8 protein-coding genes and 14 tRNA genes are annotated in these 17,152 nt (G+C 32.4%); 5 read left to right on the forward strand and 17 right to left on the reverse strand.

Going from position 1 to position 17,152, the window contains the following annotated elements:
* Positions 1-18 precede the first annotated feature (18 nt).
* A complete protein-coding gene (locus Q1A15_RS07400) occupies positions 19-1,035 on the reverse strand; it encodes a LacI family DNA-binding transcriptional regulator (protein WP_299621161.1) in 1,017 nt (338 codons plus the stop codon).
* Positions 1,036-1,313: 278 nt separating this feature from the next.
* Between Q1A15_RS07400 and Q1A15_RS07405 the strand changes: the two genes are divergently transcribed.
* From Q1A15_RS07405 to Q1A15_RS07425, 5 genes are all read left to right on the forward strand, one after another.
* Complete coding sequence (locus Q1A15_RS07405) at positions 1,314-4,241, forward strand: SusC/RagA family TonB-linked outer membrane protein (protein WP_299621164.1); 2,928 nt, start codon at positions 1,314-1,316, stop codon at positions 4,239-4,241.
* A gap of 9 nt (positions 4,242-4,250) precedes the next feature.
* Positions 4,251-5,858 (forward strand): RagB/SusD family nutrient uptake outer membrane protein, encoded by a 1,608-nt coding sequence (locus Q1A15_RS07410; RefSeq protein WP_299621167.1) that lies wholly within the window; start codon positions 4,251-4,253, stop codon positions 5,856-5,858.
* Between the two features lie 15 nt (positions 5,859-5,873).
* Positions 5,874-6,968 carry a SusE domain-containing protein gene (locus Q1A15_RS07415; protein ID WP_299621170.1) on the forward strand — a complete coding sequence of 365 codons (1,095 nt, stop codon included), beginning with the start codon at positions 5,874-5,876 and terminating at the stop codon, positions 6,966-6,968.
* A 16-nt stretch (positions 6,969-6,984) separates the two neighbouring features.
* Positions 6,985-8,805: a SusE domain-containing protein gene (locus Q1A15_RS07420; protein ID WP_299621173.1), complete on the forward strand. Its 1,821-nt coding sequence runs from the start codon at positions 6,985-6,987 to the stop codon at positions 8,803-8,805.
* A gap of 86 nt (positions 8,806-8,891) precedes the next feature.
* Positions 8,892-11,666, forward strand: a complete 2,775-nt coding sequence (locus tag Q1A15_RS07425; RefSeq protein ID WP_299621176.1) for an alpha-amylase family glycosyl hydrolase — start codon at positions 8,892-8,894, stop codon at positions 11,664-11,666.
* A gap of 46 nt (positions 11,667-11,712) precedes the next feature.
* Here the strand turns inward: Q1A15_RS07425 and Q1A15_RS07430 are convergent, their stop codons facing one another.
* The 16 genes from Q1A15_RS07430 to Q1A15_RS07505 all read right to left on the reverse strand — a co-directional run bounded on the left by Q1A15_RS07430 (position 11,713) and on the right by Q1A15_RS07505 (position 16,497).
* Positions 11,713-12,813 carry a slipin family protein gene (locus tag Q1A15_RS07430; protein ID WP_299621180.1) on the reverse strand — a complete coding sequence of 367 codons (1,101 nt, stop codon included), beginning with the start codon at positions 12,811-12,813 and terminating at the stop codon, positions 11,713-11,715.
* A gap of 453 nt (positions 12,814-13,266) precedes the next feature.
* A tRNA-Phe gene (locus Q1A15_RS07435) sits at positions 13,267-13,344 on the reverse strand.
* A 728-nt stretch (positions 13,345-14,072) separates the two neighbouring features.
* Positions 14,073-14,558, reverse strand: coding sequence for a ribonuclease H-like YkuK family protein (locus Q1A15_RS07440; protein ID WP_299621182.1), 486 nt, complete (start codon positions 14,556-14,558; stop codon positions 14,073-14,075).
* A 27-nt stretch (positions 14,559-14,585) separates the two neighbouring features.
* Positions 14,586-14,658: transfer RNA gene (locus Q1A15_RS07445), tRNA-Phe, on the reverse strand.
* 80 nt (positions 14,659-14,738) lie between these two features.
* Positions 14,739-14,812, reverse strand: a tRNA-His gene (locus Q1A15_RS07450).
* Positions 14,813-14,818: 6 nt separating this feature from the next.
* Positions 14,819-14,890: transfer RNA gene (locus Q1A15_RS07455), tRNA-Gln, on the reverse strand.
* Positions 14,891-14,896: 6 nt separating this feature from the next.
* Positions 14,897-14,970 (reverse strand) — tRNA-Leu (locus Q1A15_RS07460).
* A gap of 97 nt (positions 14,971-15,067) precedes the next feature.
* Positions 15,068-15,140 (reverse strand) — tRNA-Asn (locus tag Q1A15_RS07465).
* Between the two features lie 88 nt (positions 15,141-15,228).
* Positions 15,229-15,301 (reverse strand) — tRNA-Pro (locus tag Q1A15_RS07470).
* A gap of 273 nt (positions 15,302-15,574) precedes the next feature.
* Positions 15,575-15,646 (reverse strand) — tRNA-Arg (locus Q1A15_RS07475).
* A gap of 7 nt (positions 15,647-15,653) precedes the next feature.
* Positions 15,654-15,724: transfer RNA gene (locus Q1A15_RS07480), tRNA-Trp, on the reverse strand.
* Between the two features lie 7 nt (positions 15,725-15,731).
* Positions 15,732-15,803: transfer RNA gene (locus Q1A15_RS07485), tRNA-Gly, on the reverse strand.
* A gap of 79 nt (positions 15,804-15,882) precedes the next feature.
* A tRNA-Tyr gene (locus Q1A15_RS07490) sits at positions 15,883-15,965 on the reverse strand.
* 224 nt (positions 15,966-16,189) lie between these two features.
* Positions 16,190-16,263 (reverse strand) — tRNA-Cys (locus Q1A15_RS07495).
* Between the two features lie 66 nt (positions 16,264-16,329).
* Positions 16,330-16,401 (reverse strand) — tRNA-Glu (locus Q1A15_RS07500).
* A gap of 8 nt (positions 16,402-16,409) precedes the next feature.
* A tRNA-Ser gene (locus tag Q1A15_RS07505) sits at positions 16,410-16,497 on the reverse strand.
* Between the last annotated feature and the right edge of the window lie 655 nt (positions 16,498-17,152).

Here is a 17,152-nt window from a genome sequence, read left to right on the forward strand (position 1 = left end):
ACACAGCAAAGAAATAAATCAAGATTTACTTGATTCTCTAAGCTTTAAATTACTAGAAATCACCTTAGTTTGAGGAAATCTCTCGTTGTCTTTATTCTCTATTCTATCAATTAGTAATTCAGCAGCTTGTTCACCCATCGTATAACCGTGTTGTACTACTGTTGTTATAGAAGGAGAAGAATATTTAGAAATTAATCCATCAGTAAACCCTATTACAGATAAATCTTCAGGGATATTTAGTTTCTTTTCTTTAGCTATTTTAATCGCTGTAGCTGCATAAATTTCATTTACAGCAAAAACGGCATCTAATTCTTGATTGAAAAGCACTTTAATTTGCTCATAAATATCTTGCTCTTCATCAACATTAATAATCATAGCTTTATCTACAGCTATTCCTTGCTCTTTTAAAGCTCTTTCATAGCCTTGATAGCGATCTAAGCCGACAGTTACATGCTCTGGAGTTGTAACTATACCTATTTTTTTACAACCAATATCGGTTAAATATTTAGTAGCCTTATACCCTGCTCCAATATCATCTACAATTACTTTATCACAACGAATAGATTCATGTACCCTGTCAAATAATACAATAGGCATTTCATTATCAATCAATCTGTAAAAATGGTCTAAAGCTTTGTTTCGAAGTGTTTCTTTAGCAATTGAAACTATTAGTCCATCTACACTACCATTTGTTAATACATTAATAGTTTCTATCTCTTTCTGTTGATCTTCATTAGAGAAACAAACCATGATATTATAGCCTCTTTCGTTGGCTACTTTTTCAATCCCACTAATTACTGTAGAAAAGAAATGATGCACAATTTTAGGTAATACTATACCAATTACTTTGGTCTTTTGATTTCTAAGTTGTAATGCTAAATTATTAGGTCTATAGTTATAATAATTTGCATAAGCTTTAATTCTATCTTTAGTTTCTTGACTAATCTCATGGCTATCACGAAGTGCTTTCGAAACCGTCGATGTAGATACTCCTAATTCTTTTGCTATTATTTTTATGGTAATTTTTGGCTTCATATTTTGTGAATCTTATGATATAACAAGGGGTTTATTAAAGATGTATTTTTGTGTTGTGTTAATTACAATTTTATTTGTAATTTTTTACAAAACTGATAAAAATTTCGGGTTATATTATTAATACGTTAAGTTAAAGTTAAAAAGTTATCAACACGAAAACGGTTTCGTAGCAATAATCATTATTAGAGCGTCATTTTAATAGCTATATTCACAACGCGGAACAAAGATTATTGATAACAAACTAATTCAAATTTACGTATTTACTTAAGATTTTTTACATGAAAAAAACAAAACTATTTTTCAGTTTATTTTTGTTATGTTTTTCTTTAATAAGTTATGCACAACAGACAATTAAAGGTTCAGTTACCGAAAAGGGAACTGGAGAACCTTTACCTGGTGTTTCTATATTAGTTAAAGGAGAAGTAAGAGGAACTGAAACAGATTTTAATGGTAACTATGAAATCAAGAATGTGAAAGCATCTGATATCTTAGTTTTTTCATTTATTGGGATGAAGACTACTGAAATTAAAGTAGGTAATCAAACATCTATTAATGTACAATTAGAAGAAGATGGACAAGTATTAGATGAAGTTGTTGTTGTTGGTTATGGTACTACTACTGTAAAAGACGCAACAGGTTCTGTAGAAGCCATCACAGAAAAACAATTTACGAAAGGTAATATTGTAACTCCAGAAAACTTATTAAATGGTAGAGTTTCTGGGGTAAGTATTAATACAAGTGGTGCACCTGGTTCTGGTTCTCAAATTAGAATTCGTGGTGGTTCATCTATTAATGCATCAAACGATCCTTTAATTATTATAGACGGTTTACCAATTACTAACAGTAATGTAGGTGGTTCTAGAGGTATTTTAGCTACAATCAATCCTAATGATATCGAATCTTTTTCTGTATTAAAGGATGCTTCTGCTACTGCAATCTATGGATCTCGCGCATCTAACGGTGTTATTATCATTACTACTAAAAAAGGTAAATCTACTTGGTCTTTAGATTTTGATACTCAAGTAACGACAGGAAAAATTAACAATCGTATTAATGTATTTTCTGCGGATGAGTTTAGAAACTTAGTAAACTCTCAACCAATTAGCGGAACTTTAGATGCTTCTTTATTAGGAAACGCAAGTACAGATTGGCAAGATCAAATTTTTAGAAACACAGTTTCTACGATACATAACTTAACAGCAAGAGGAACAATGTTCGATGTAATTCCAGTTAGATTATCTGTTGGATTTAACGAACAAGAAGGAGCTTTATTAACTTCTGAGTTTATTAGAAGAAATGTTTCTGTAGCTTTAAGTCCTTCTTTATTAAATGATCATTTAAAGATTAACTTAAACTATACTAGAGCTTTTGAAAATAACCGTTTCGCTGATTCTGGTCAAATTGGAGCTGCTTTACGTTACGATCCTACACAACCTGTTTTTGATAGTAGTTCTCCATTTGGTGGTTTTTACCAACATTTAAATGGTACAGGTGTTGCTAATGGTACTCAAAACCCAGTTGCTGCATTATTACAAACAAATAACACTGGTGCGTCTTTCAGACAGTATGGTAACTTACAGTTTGATTATAAAATGCATTTTTTACCAGAATTAAGAGCTGTAATTAATTTAGGTTATGATAGAACTGCTGGTTCTACAAAAAACTTTAGTAGTTTACAAATTCCAGCTGCTGCCGCTGCAGTATTCGTTGGTAATGATTCTGAATCAGAATCAATAAGAGTTAACCAATTATTAGATGGTTACTTAAACTATAAAAAAGATTTTTCTGATAAAATTTCGGGAGATTTCACTGCTGGGTATTCTTACCAAAAGTTCAAATTTGATGGAAGTAATACTGGAAACAGAAGAGATGCAACTTCTTTACCGCAAACGTTTGCAGATCCTGATGTAGTTTTAATCGGTTTCTTTGGTAGAGCTAATTTCAGTTTCTTAGATAAGTATTTATTAACGTTAAACTATAGACGTGACGGAACTTCTCGTTTTTCATCTAAAAACAGATGGGGTAACTTCCCTGGAGCTGCATTAGCTTGGAAAATTAGCGAAGAAGATTTCTTAAAAGAGTCTAGTTTTGTTTCTAGCTTAAAATTAAGAGCTAGTTATGGTGTTACTGGTCAGCAAGAAATTGATGAGAAAGATGTTTTCTTAAGTAGATATAGAGCTGGTGATCAAAACTCTCAATATTTATTTGGTGGTGTACCAATTGCTACAAATATTCCTTCTGCTATTAATGAAGCTTTAAAATGGGAAGAAACAGCAACAATTGAATTTGGTATAGATTACGGTTTATTCAATGATAGAATTTCTGGATCTGTAAGTGCATTCCAAAAGAATTCTACAGACTTACTTTTTGATGCTCCTACTCCATTAAACTTTACAAACAGAATCATCCAAAACGTTGGTGAATTACAAATTAGAGGTTTAGAATTTTCTATTAACTCAAACGTTATAGACACTAACGACATGAGTTTAGACTTCAATTTCAATGGAATTGTGTTTGATAGAGAGATTAAAGATTTAACTTCTGGATTCGATTTCCAAACCGGAGGAATTTCAGGTGGTACAGGTTCAGATATCCAAATCAACAGAGTTGGTCAAGCTCCAAGAGCTTTTTATGTGTTAAAGCAATTATATGATACTAATGGTAACCCAATTGAAGGTGGTTACTTAGACATAAACGGTGATGGAATTATTAATGCTAGCGATAGATATTTAAAAGAAAGTCCAGATCCAGACGTAATTTTAGGATTCCAAAGTAACTTTAACTACAAAAACTTTGACCTATCATTTAATTTAAGAGCGAATATTGGGAATTATGTTTATAATAACGTAAATTCATCAAGAGCACAATTAAACTTATTACGTGACAACGCTGTATTAGGTAACATTCCTACTTCAGTATTACAAACGAACTTCAGAAATACAGCAGATGTATTACTTTCTGATATATACGTTGAGAATGCTTCTTTCTTAAGAATGGATAACATTACAATAGGTTATACATTTAACAGACCTATTAAAAAATTCTCTAAAAACAGTATCAGAATCTGGACAGGTATGCAAAACGTGTTTACTTGGACAAACTATTCTGGTTTAGATCCTGAAGTTACAGGTTCTGACCCTGGTATTGATAATGTTATTTATCCTAGATCAAGAAATATCTTATTCGGAGCAAATATTAAATTCTAAAAAGAAAAAATGAATATCAAGAAAAATATAAAATCGGTATTATTTTTTGCAGTGATGGCATTTTCAGTGTCTTCATGTACAGAAGATTTAAATATTATACCAAATGATGATCAGACTACATTAAGCGATGAGCTTTTTGAGAATGAGAGCGCATATAAAGAGGTTTTAGCGGGTGTTTATGCTAACTTTTCTTTAACTGGAACAGACGGACCTAGATCTTCTAACTTAGATGGTGTAGATGCTGGTACAGGACAATATGGTCGTACATTATTATACTTACAAACACTTTCTGCAGATCAAATGATTTGGTCTTACGAAAACGATCAAGGTACTGCAGAAATTCAACGTGCAATTTGGACTCCTCAAAACCCTATTATTTTAGGTATGTTTGAAAGAGTTAGGGCTTCTATCGGTTTCGCTAATAACTTCTTAAGAGAAACTACTGATGAGAAATTAGATGCTAGAAATGTATCTGAAGATACACGTCAAGAAATCGTTACGTATAGAGCTGAAGCTAGATTAATTAGAGCTATTGCATATTATCACTTAATGGATTTATTCGGTAAAGCTCCTTTTTCTGATGAAACTACAGAAATTAATAGTAGACCAGAAGAAGCATCTAGAAGTGAATTATTTACTTTCATAGAATCTGAATTAAAAGCAATCGAAGACGATTTAGCTAATCCTAGACAAAATGAATACGGAAGAGCTGATAAAGCTGTTGCTTGGATGGTTTTAGCTAAAATCTATTTAAATGCTGAAGTTTATGTTGGTACAGATCGTTATACAGATTGTATCGAATACTGTAATAAAATCATAAACGGTGGTTTCTCTTTAGCGCCAAACTATTTAGATTTATTTAAAGCTGATAATGATCAAGGTGCTGCAAGAAATGAAATCATTTTTGCATTCATTTCAGATGGTTTTTCAGTTCAAAACTTCGGTCCTACTACAGTAATGATTAACGGTGCTGTTGGTAGTTTAGAAAGAAATGGAGAATCTTTAGGTGTTACTGCCGAAGGTTGGGGTGGTGCTTTACGTGTAAGAAAAGAATTTGCTGACTTATTTAATGGTGGTTCATTCTTAACTGATACTAGAAACACTTTAATTACAGCTGGAAGACCTGTAACTATTACAGATATTGCTGATAGAGATACTGGGTATGTAATTGCTAAGTATTCAAACTTAAATACTGCTGGAGTTTCAAGTGGATTAAGTCAAGATTTCGTAGATACTGATTTCCCTTTATTTAGACTTGCAGATGTTCATTTAATGTATGCTGAAGCTGTTTTACGTGGTGGTTCAGGAGGAACTATTGGTGAGGCTGTAACTTTAGTAAATCAATTAAGAACAAGAGCTAATAATCCACAATCTGTTACAGTTTCAGATTTAACTTTAGACTTCATAATAGATGAAAGATCTAGAGAGTTACACTGGGAAGGACACAGAAGACAAGATTTAATTCGTTTCAACCGTTTTACTGGTGGAAATTATAATTGGGCTTGGAAAGGAAATGCTTCTAATGGTATCGCAATACCTAATCATTTAGATTTATATCCTATTCCTGCTAGTAGTTTAGCGTCTAATCCTAATTTAACGCCTAATCCAGGTTACTAAAATTATACTATCAAGATGAAAAATAAATTTATATATAAAATATCTTCACTTATACTGTTATTAGCTGCTGCTATCGGTTGTGATGACAATGCAGAAACATTCACTGTTACGAATGGTACTCCTGCTACTTTAGGTGCAATTGGTATTAATGAAATCGAATTAGATGGAAATAATACGAATAATGCTGCAGTTACTTTCGATTGGGAAAGTGCAGATTACGGTCAGCAAGGTGCTGTAGTTTATGATATAGAATTTTCTAGTGATCAAGCGTTTACAAATCCTGTAATTGCTTCATCTTTAACAGGAGAAAATTCAGTTACTCTTTCAATGGGAGAATTAAATGCTGCAGCTGGTAATGCAGGTTTAAATCCTTTTGTTTGGGCTGATCTTTACGTTAGAATTGTTTCTTCTTTAGGAACTCAAAAATCTAACAAAGCGAATTCGAATGTGGTTTCTTTACGAGTATTTCCTTTCTTTAACTATGTTTTTAATGATTATTACATAGTTGGTGATGCTACATCTCCAGGTTGGGATAATAACAATAATAATCCTGCTTTATTTAGAGATCCTAATGATGAGAATTCCTTTAAATACACAGGTTTCTTCGGAAACGGTTTATTTAAAGTATTAGAAACAAAAGGTTTATGGCAACCACAATGGGGAACTAACGATGGTAGTTCTATTGAAGTTAACCCTGGTGGTGGAGATGATCCTGAAAGATTCCCAAATGCTGGAGGAGCAAACATTACTCCTGGTTTCTATACATTTACTATTAATTTTGCAACGCAAAGCTTTTCGTTTGAACCGTTCGATGCTTCAGGAATTACAAGTCCTACTTCATTAGCTGTTCAAGGATCTTCAGTTGCTGCTCCAGTAACATTAAATGCTTTAGCTTTTGATGGTCATATTTGGTACGCTTCTGCTGTTAGATTAACTCCTGGTGACTTACAATTTTTAGCAAATGGTACAGATACTTGGGGAAGCGATACTTCATTCTCAGGTACAGCAACAAATGGTGGTGCTAACATTCCTGTAATTGTTGAAGATGATTATGATATCTGGTTTAATGATTTAACTGGAGAATATATACTTATACCGTTGAATTTATAATTAATAGACGTTTACAATGAAATCAATATTAAATAAAATATTTTTCGCGGTTATAGCATCGGCAATGCTTGTGTTTACAGCCTGTGAAACTGAAGATAATATCAATATTACTTCACCAGACCCTGCTTTTGAGTTAAAAACTCCTGGTATTTCTAATGTATTTTTAAATTTTGCATTACCAGATAATCCAGCGTTTACAATAACTTGGCAAGATCAATTATCTAAGGATACTAATACTTATGAAATTGAAATGTCAAGAGATAATACTTTTGATACTCCAATTCAGTTAGGAACTACTGAAGGTAGTAGTTTTTCTATGACAGTAACAGCATTTAACGATGTGTTAAAAGATGCTGGTTTCTCTTCTTTTGAGCAATTACCTGTTCACTTCAGAATTAAAAACGGAGAAAAAGTTAGTAATTCAATACTTTTATTAGTTACAACTTTCGCTGTTGAAATTCCTGCAATTACTGCTCCTGATAATACATCTTCAATTACACTTTCAGATGTTGATCCAGATGCTGTAGCTGCTACAATTACTTGGGAAGATTCAGAAAGAAACGATAATAGTGCTGTTACTATATCTTATACTGTAGAAGTTGCTAGTGCAGGTTCAAGCTTTGCTACTCCGTTATTAGTTATTGAAACAGAAGACTTATCATACGAAGTTTCTCACGGAGCTTTAAATTCTTTAGCTTTAACTGCAGGTTTAGCTCCTGAAGCTAGCGGTATGTTAGATATTAGAGTAAGAGCTACGACAGAAACTGCTGCTGGAGATTTAAATAGAACTTCTGCTACTGTTACTTTTGCTGTAACACCATACGATATTGCCTTACCTCCTGCTCTTTTTGTAGTTGGTGCTGGTGCTGTTGATGCTGGATGGGCATGGACTTCTCCTGTTGAACTTCCTTTACAAGGAACAGTTTACTCAGGAAATATTAGATTAACTCCTAACGGAGGTGGAAACTTCAGATTCTTTACTGTTAGAGACGATTGGGGTTCTGGTCAAAACTATACATATTACGCAGATAGAGGTTATACATTCGATGCGAATTTAACTGATGCGAATGATGGTGATAACAATTTCTTATTCACTGGAGCTGAAGGTGAATACTTTATCGAAATCGATACTGTGAATGAAACTATCACTTTAGGCCCACCAGTTGTTGGTCCTAACTGTGTACACGATCAACTTTGGGTAGTTGGTGCTGGTGCTGTTGACGCTGGTTGGGGATGGACTTCTCCTGTTAGAATCAGATGTACAGGTAACGGATTATACCAAGGAAATATCAATTTAACTAACGATGCTTTCAGATTCTTTACAGTAAGAGATGATTGGGGTTCTGGTCAAAACTATCCTTTCTTTGCTAATGACGGGTACACAATAAACTCTGACTTAGTAAATGCTAACGATGGTGACAGTAACTTTAGATTTGCAGGTACTCCTGGTGAATATTTCTTAACTGTCGATACAGTTAATAAAGAAATTAAATTAGAACCTAAAAACACATCTTGTGAGTTTGTTGACTTATGGATTGTTGGAGCTGGTGTTCCTGATGCTGGTTGGGGATGGAGTTCTCCAATTCAATTCTCTTGTGTAGATGTAGGTTTATATAGTGCAACTGTAACTTTTGCTAATGATGCATTTAGATTCTTTACAGTAAGAGACGACTGGGGATCTGGTAGAAACTATCCTTTCTATGAAACTGAAGGTTACACTATAGATGCTAACTTTGAAAATGCTAACGACGGTGATAGTAACTTTAGATTTGTTGGTACTCCAGGTACATATACTTTATACATGGATACGATAGCTAAAACTATTACTTTAGAGTAAAGTTAATTTACAATACAAATAAATTTAAAAGCTATTCTATCTCTATACAATTGTAGATAGAATAGTTTTTTTCAATTATAAATCAAATGAAAAAAATAGTACTTTTTTTAATCCTTTGTATTCACCTTTCATTATTTGCTCAACAGCAGAATGTAACATTTTCTGTTTCCCCCAATACTTTTAATGAAGATGAAGAGATTACAATTACTGTTACTAATGTTAATCCTGCTACATGGGGAGTAACTGATATTTATTTATGGGCTTGGTCTTTTGATGCAAATGATACAAACATCATGGATTCTCCAACTAACGGAGCATGGACAAACTCTAACGAGGCTCAAAAATTAACAAATAACGGAGATGGAAGTTATTCTATTAGCTTCACTCCTACTACATTTTACAATCGAACCGGTATCGGACGAATCGGTATGCTTGTAAAAGCTAAAGACGGTTCTGGAGATAAAAAATCTCAAGATCAATTATTTGAAGTTGGAAAATTTCAGTTAACATTAACTGCTCCAACGAGTACTCCAACAATTGTAAATTCTGGAGATAATGTTACCATAAGTGCTACAGCTAGTTTAAGTGCTGATTTCAATTTAAAAGCAAATGGTGCTTCTATAAATACACAAAACGCTAGTACAAATTATTCATTTACTGCAGCTGTAACAGCAACTACAAATTTTGAATTAGAAGCTACAAATGGAGTTGATACTAAAACTCAAAGTTTTCAAGTTGTCGTAAAACCTACAGTAGTTGAAGAATCACTTCCTTTAAACGTGAAAGATGGATTAACGTTAAATCCTACAGATAACACTAAAGCTACTTTAGTTTTATATGCGCCAGGAAAGGAATTTGTTCATGTAATAGGTGACTTTAATAACTGGACTTTAAATGATTCATATTTGCTGAAAAAAGATAGCGCTAAAGATCGTTTTTGGATTGAATTAACAGGTTTAGCTCCACAAACAAATCACATGTATCAATTTTTAATTGATGGATCTTTACGAGTTGCTGATCCTTATTCTACTATTGTTCTTACTGAAAGTAACGATCAATTTATAAACAATGTTACTTACCCAAACTTACCGGCTTATCCAGCAGGAAAAACAAATCATGCAGTTACTTTATTAAGAACTGGTGATGCTCCATATGCATGGGAAGTAACAAACTTTAATCGTCCTGCAAAAACAGACTTAGTAATCTATGAAGTTTTACTTCGTGATTTTGATCAATTACATAGTTTTGATGCTTTAAAAGCAAGATTAGATTACATTAAAGGATTAGGTATTAATGCTATTGAATTAATGCCTGTGAGTGAATTTGATGGTAATGAATCGTGGGGATATAATCCTTCATTTCATATGGCATTAGATAAATATTATGGAACTCAAAATGCATTTAAACAGTTAGTTGATGAATGTCACAAAAGAGGAATTGCTGTAATTTTAGATGTAGTTTATAACCATGCTACTGGACAAAATCCTTTCTACAGAATGTGGAATACAGATAATGGAAATTATGGTGGACAAGCTTCTTCTGATAGTCCTTTCTTTAATGCAACTGCAAAACATTCTTTCAACGTATTTAACGATTTCAATCATAGTCAACAAGCCACTAAAGATTATGTAAAACGTACAGTGCAGTATTGGATTGATGAATATAATATTGATGGTTTTAGATGGGATTTAACAAAAGGATTTACTCAAAATTGTTCTGGTTCTGATGACGCTTGTACAAACAGAATGCAAGCTGATAGAGTTGCTGTTTTAAAAGAATATGCAGATTATCAGTGGGAAGTTGATTCTGATTTTTATGTAATTTTTGAACATTTAGGTACAAATCAAGAAGAAACTGAATGGGTAAATTATAGATTGGCTGAAGGTAAAGGAATTATGATGTGGAGTAACTTAAACTCTAATTATAGCGAAACTACTTTAGGATTCCATGCAAGTAATAAATCGAACTTCGATTGGATTGATTACAAAAAAAGAGGTTGGTCTGTACCAGCAAATATCGCATATATGGAAAGCCATGATGAAGAGCGTTTAATGTATAAGAACTTACAATTTGGTAATTCAAACGGTTCATATAATGTAAAAGATTTAGCTACTGGTTTAGAAAGAACAGCAAGTGCTGGTGCTTTCTATTTCACTGTTCCTGGTCCTAAAATGATTTGGCAATTTGGAGAGTTAGGTTACGATGTTAGTATTGATTTTAATGGTAGAACTGGAAATAAACCAATCCGTTGGGATTATGATAACGAAGCCGATAGAAAAGCAATCTATAATCTTTGGTCTAAACTAATTGCTTTAAAGAAGCAAGAAGACATTTTTAGAACATCAGATTTTACTTTAGAAGTTAATAATGCTAACGGTTTAAAGAAAATTCAATTAACAAACGACAATACTTCAGATGATTTAAGATATGTAACTATTATTGGAAACTTTGGAGTTACAGCTCAAGCTATAAACCCTTCTTTCCAACAAACAGGAACATGGTATGATTTGTTAGATGAAACAAAAACTATTGATGTTACTAATGCAACTGCAACATTAGCTTTACAACCTGGTGAATTCAGAATTTTTGGAAGTTCTGCCGTAACACTTTCTAATGAAGATATTGTAGATAACGAAGATATTTTACGTGTTTATCCTAATCCTTCAAAAGATTATTTCAGTGTAAATAAAGATGTAGAAGATATAAAAGTGTATAATATTTCAGGTAAAGAAGTATTATTCTTCAAAGGAAATTATCAAAAGAATCATAAATTCTCTTTACAACAATTATCACAAGGATTGTACTTTGTTAAAGGGAAGAATAGTAATAATTTGTTTTCTTATAAATTGCTTGTAAAATAAAAGTTCCATTAAACATTTTAAAACCGTTCTTTTCAGAACGGTTTTTTTATTTATTTACAGCAAATATTTCTTTTAGTTGTTTTACCATATTTCCATTTCCAGAAACAGAAATCTCACCAATCTTATCAGCAATTTTCTCTACATATTCCATTTCTTTTAATTTATACAGCATTTCATTTTCTTCCATTAATTTCGCTGTATTCAGTAAACTTCTTGTAGAAGCTGTTTCTTCTCTACGAGTAATAATATTAGCCTGTGCTTTCTTTTGTGCAACTAAAACCTGATTCATAATTTCTTTCATATCACCAGGTAAAATAACATCTCTAATTCCGCAGTCTAAGATTTTTACACCAAGTTTTTTAGCTACTTCAACAGAAGCTTCTAAAACAACTTTCGAAACGTCTTCTTTGTTTTCTAGTAATTCATCTAAAGAATATGTACCTACATATTTTCTCAATACTAGTTGCATTGCTACATACAATTGCTTTTCATAATCTTTATTTTCAAGTAATGCTTTTTCAATATCCACAACTTTATAATTCGTGTAAAAGTTGATTCTAATATTAGCTTTATCTTTAGTTAATAATTCCTGACCAGCAATTTCTATTTGTAACTGACGCATATCTACTTTATTGATCTTTACTGAAGTATTATTTCTCCAAAATCTGTAAGTTCCTCCTGTTAATATTTTAGTATAAACATCATCTACTAATAACACAGCCTTTTCATAAGAAAACACTTCAAAAACTCTAATATTTTTAGCCAAATCATAATTTGAAAATAATGATTTATCAATGTTTTCAGTAATATAAATTTTACTAGTATCTACCTTCTGAAATGTTCTATCTATCAACCCTTTCCAGAATAAATATCTACCTGCTGTAAGTACAGACTTAAAGTTTTCATTTTCATAGACTAATACTAACTCATTATCTTTAACTTCAACTACATCTAGTAAATCAACTAAAGCTTCATCTTTCAGTAAGATTTCTGTAGCTACAGTAGTACGAAATTGATGTGATAAATCGTAAATCATTACACTTTGATTAAATCCTAACCAGTGTGTTCCTTCAGTAATTACTTTTTGGTAGTTTCCATTTTTGAAAACTAAACCAACTTTTCCTAAGTGAATTCTTACTTTTTTCATTTTCCTTTTTTATTTAATTATGAGTCATTACGAATAAAGTGAAGTAATCTAATTAAAAGATTTCTTCTTTTATTTTCCTTCGGAATGATTATGCTTAACTTTTATAAAAGAAGTATTGCTAATGCTCTTTAATACACGGTTATTTGAATCTATTTAAATATCTGTATATCGTTTTTTAAAGTGGATCGATTACTTCATAAATAATCAACTGACTTTAAAAAAGTTTATACTTCCGTTCAAATTCAAAACAGATAACAAGTATATCTCATGAGTGTTTGTTGCCTGAACAACTCATTACCAATACTTCAGTTTTTCATCAGTTTTAAAAGATGATGAGCTTCAACCCACGTTAACAGCGTAGTGCTCTACCTCTGAGCTATAGAGTGTTTTAACTCTAACAGGAATCGAACCTGTGCAAACAAAAACCAGCGAGAGTCGTAATCTCGAGTTTAAGACCGGATTCGAACCGGCTTACCTTTCGGCTTTCCATTTTAACCAGATTTTCAGTCTAGCGCGTCTACCTATTTCGCCATACCTCCAAATGTGGAAGTAGTGGGACTCGAACCCACACTAATTAACTCTATCGTTCTAACCTAACTAAACTACATAAACCCCAAGTTTATGGCGGGAATCGAACCCGCGACCTATAGAATAAGATTATTTTTTGGTGAATAATCAAAACCTTCAAGTCAAGTTGTACATGCATTACTCATACAAAACTGCAAGAATGCATACAATAGTGCTATACTGAAACACCCAACAAGACTCGCTTGATATTTTTCTATCATCAAGAAGAAAGTGAAATAATCTATGTATTAATTTTATAGATTGTTTTGTCTCAGTTTCTTCTAAATGACAATTTAAATTTTCAATGAACTTTTGTACCTCTTATCAGATTCGAACTGATACTCCTTATTAAGGCAGATTGGCTCTAAATGCGCTTCCCTACTCTACATCTTGTGTAATTCGGTGCTTCTGCAAATTCTATTCATTAGTAAGCAAATTACTAACAACAATATCCAATCACTCCATGGCTACGAATAACCTTTTACCACAGCACTTCCCTTTATGCTAAAGAGGCATTTATATTTGGTTACATATTGTCTTTTTAATTTTGCCTCACCATACTCCTTGTTATAGTGAGGCTTTACTTTTTCTTTTCATTATTTTCCCCTCTTATCGGTTTCTTTTTCATAATTACACTGCAAATATTATTGCATATTGCGCATTCTTTTTGCGTAATAAAAACTTATTATAAATTATACTACTTTATCTGCACAAGATGAACTTGCAAATGCATAAGGTTTAGCTTTAAATTCAAACCCCATTCCTAAAATATATCCCATAGCATCTTTTAGAGCCACGTTTGATTGAAATTTAGGATCTGTATTAATATCTGCATGTACTTCTAATGCAACATTGTATTTATCTAAAATGTTACAGATAGCATATGCTGTTTCTACAGACATTGTAACTTCTTTAAGCATTCTTTCTTTAATACTAATCTGTTTTGTTCCTTTTAGATTTCTCATAAACATAAATCCACCTTTTCCTTCACGTAATACAACAATTGCTGTTGCATATTCAACATGTGATTTATAAGCTTGTGAATCTGATCCAACACAAATTTTTAAACGATGCCCTTCTTTTTGTTCTCTAACAATCGCTTTTTCAATAATTGTTGTAATTGGTTCGTTGAACTCTTTACCGCTGAAATTTCTCCATTTTTGTTTTACAGTTTTCATTTTTCATTCATTTTGCATTTTATTTAGTGGAACAAACAGGATTTGAACCTGTATCTTCGGATTTTCAGTCCGACGCATTGACCAACTTTGCTATTGTTCCTTTTTCAATGATCAGTTATCAGTAGTAATTATCATTTTTACTTATTGATCACTGATAACTGTTAATTATTCATTGAATTTTGGGGTGATCTCGGGATTCGAACCCTGTTCTTCTCATTCACAGTGAGATATTTTACCACATAAACTAAAACCACCATTTGTAAACCTGATAGGATTTGAACCTATACAACAAGAGTCAAAGTCTTGTATGCTAACCATTACATCACAGGTTTAATTTGTACAGGAAGAGAGATTCGAACTCTCAAAATTCAGATTCTAAATCTGACGCGTATACCAGTTCCGCCATTCCTGCTTTTTCAATGATTAGTTATCTGTAAACAATTATCATTTTTTTACTTACTGATCACTGATAATTGTAAATTGATTACTGTTTACTGATCATTTTTTTGCTGAGGCATTGGGATTCGAACCCAAGACTTCCGTGTTAACAGCACGATACTCTACCAGCTGAGTTATACCTCAATTTCGGTGACTTTAATGTTAATTTTTAACAGCCAATTAATTTCTTTAACGCTAAGTCACCATACACACACCTTCTTTCTAGGTTTAGTCTAGAGAGCAGGATTCGAACCTACAACCTCCTACATCCAAAGCAGGTAAACAACCAATTGTTATATCTCTAGTTTTTAGCGGTTCATACGAGAATCGAACTCGTATCTCCCGAGAGACAGTCGGGAAGGTTAGCCATTAACCACAATGAACCTTTTTTCAGTGATCAATTATTAGTAAACGATGATTAGTTTCTTTATTAATCATTGTTCGCTATTCACTGAACATTGTACTCCACCTTGGATTCGAACCAAGAATTCACACGGCTTAAACGTGAACTTCGTTCTTAATTTCTCAAAAAACGTTTTGCTCATTAATCTTTACCTTTTGGCCAGTGGAGAAAATTGTACATCTACTAAGACTCGAACTTAGACTTAGAGATTCGTAATCTCTTGTGCTATCCTTTACACCATAGATGCTTGTTTGCACGTTCATAAGGATTCGAACCTTAACCCTGAGTTTTGGAGACTCAGATGCTACCATTACACTATAAACGTATTTTAGAGCACCTATCGAGACTCGAACTCGAAACTGAAGATTGGAAGTCTACTATGTTACCAATTACACTATAGATGCTTTTTCAATTATTAGTGAACAGTTATCAAATAACATTTTTTCATTATGAAATGCTTATTGACTATTGTTCACTGATTTGTGGAAGTAGTAGGACTCGAACCTACAAGCTCCGAAGAGACCAGATTTACAGTCTGGTGAGCCAACCAATTGCTCAATACTTCCTTTTCAATTTAACGTCATTGTGAATGAAATGAAGCAATCTGTTATTTTTTGAACTAAATTCAGGATTAAATAAATAGATTCCTTCTTCGTTCCTCATCGGAATGACGTTATCGTAAATATGTCAATGATCATCGAGACAAGGATGAGATTGCTTTGCTATCTCATTTAGTCTAGCTTTGGATCTTCATAACTTTCAAACTAGTTTGAAGTTATTTCAATCATCGAGACAAGGATGAGATTCGAACTCACAAAAAACAGAGTTGCAGTCTGTCGCCTTAAACCATTCAGCCACCTTGTCAATTTCTAATAAACAGTTATCAATTTTTAACTAATGAGTTATTACTGTTCACTGTTAATTAATCTGTACTCTGTAAGGGAATCGAACCCTTATTTCCTGATAGAAAGTCAGGCGTACTTGCCGTTATACGAACAGAGTTTTTTTTGCGGAAGAAGTGGGATTCGAACCCACACGAGTCGTTAACTCCGAACGGTTTTCAAGACCGTGGCCACCACCAAATTGGCTTGCTCTTCCAAATTTTCATAGCATAAAAAAAGCATCTCACTTTGATAAGGAGATGCTTTTTATCTTTTTAAATGAATGTATATCACAATATACTTTCATAATCTATCTCCTTTTTATAACTAAAATCTAAATCTGATCCACTAAACAGTGACCCACATTCCGGTAAACAGAATCCTAAATGATTGGCTGTGTTATGTAGTGAATATTGTTTCATGTTATTTCTGTTACTCGTATTATACTGAACTAATATATAGTTATTCTTTGTTGAAATTATATGTTGTTCAGTTTGATACATTTTTATTATTTATTCTTTTTATATTTTGTTTTGTCTTGTTGTTTTTGACACTGCAAATATGAAATCCTTTTTTTAATTACACAAGAAAAAAATTAATTTATTTTACTGAAAATCAGTTATTTAACCTCATTATTAAGCAATAAAAATCCTGTCCGTTTTTCAACGGATATTATACTTGTTTACAAAAGTCTGTCTCTCAATTGTTTTCAGTTTTTTTATGCTTTTATTTTAATTTCTTTTAGTCTAACATTTTCTTTCAATTTTTTTCATAAAAAAAGCGCCCAATTTACATTGGACGCTAGTATTTGTATTTATTTATTATTCATTTCATTCAAAATAACTCTTGAAATTTGTATACATAGCATCCTT

Source organism: uncultured Tenacibaculum sp., assembly GCF_947495995.1.
In the GTDB taxonomy this organism is placed as follows: Bacteria; Bacteroidota; Bacteroidia; order Flavobacteriales; family Flavobacteriaceae; genus Polaribacter.

Excerpts from the sequence above, each read along its gene's own strand:
- Q1A15_RS07400 (WP_299621161.1), bottom strand. The coding sequence starts at position 1,035 with ATGAAGCCAAAAATTACCATAAAAATAATAGCAAAAGAATTAGGAGTA.
- Q1A15_RS07405 (WP_299621164.1), top strand. The coding sequence starts at position 1,314 with ATGAAAAAAACAAAACTATTTTTCAGTTTATTTTTGTTATGTTTTTCT.
- Q1A15_RS07410 (WP_299621167.1), top strand. The coding sequence starts at position 4,251 with ATGAATATCAAGAAAAATATAAAATCGGTATTATTTTTTGCAGTGATG.
- Q1A15_RS07415 (WP_299621170.1), top strand. The coding sequence starts at position 5,874 with ATGAAAAATAAATTTATATATAAAATATCTTCACTTATACTGTTATTA.
- Q1A15_RS07420 (WP_299621173.1), top strand. The coding sequence starts at position 6,985 with ATGAAATCAATATTAAATAAAATATTTTTCGCGGTTATAGCATCGGCA.
- Q1A15_RS07425 (WP_299621176.1), top strand. The coding sequence starts at position 8,892 with ATGAAAAAAATAGTACTTTTTTTAATCCTTTGTATTCACCTTTCATTA.
- Q1A15_RS07430 (WP_299621180.1), bottom strand. The coding sequence starts at position 12,813 with ATGAAAAAAGTAAGAATTCACTTAGGAAAAGTTGGTTTAGTTTTCAAA.
- Q1A15_RS07440 (WP_299621182.1), bottom strand. The coding sequence starts at position 14,558 with ATGAAAACTGTAAAACAAAAATGGAGAAATTTCAGCGGTAAAGAGTTC.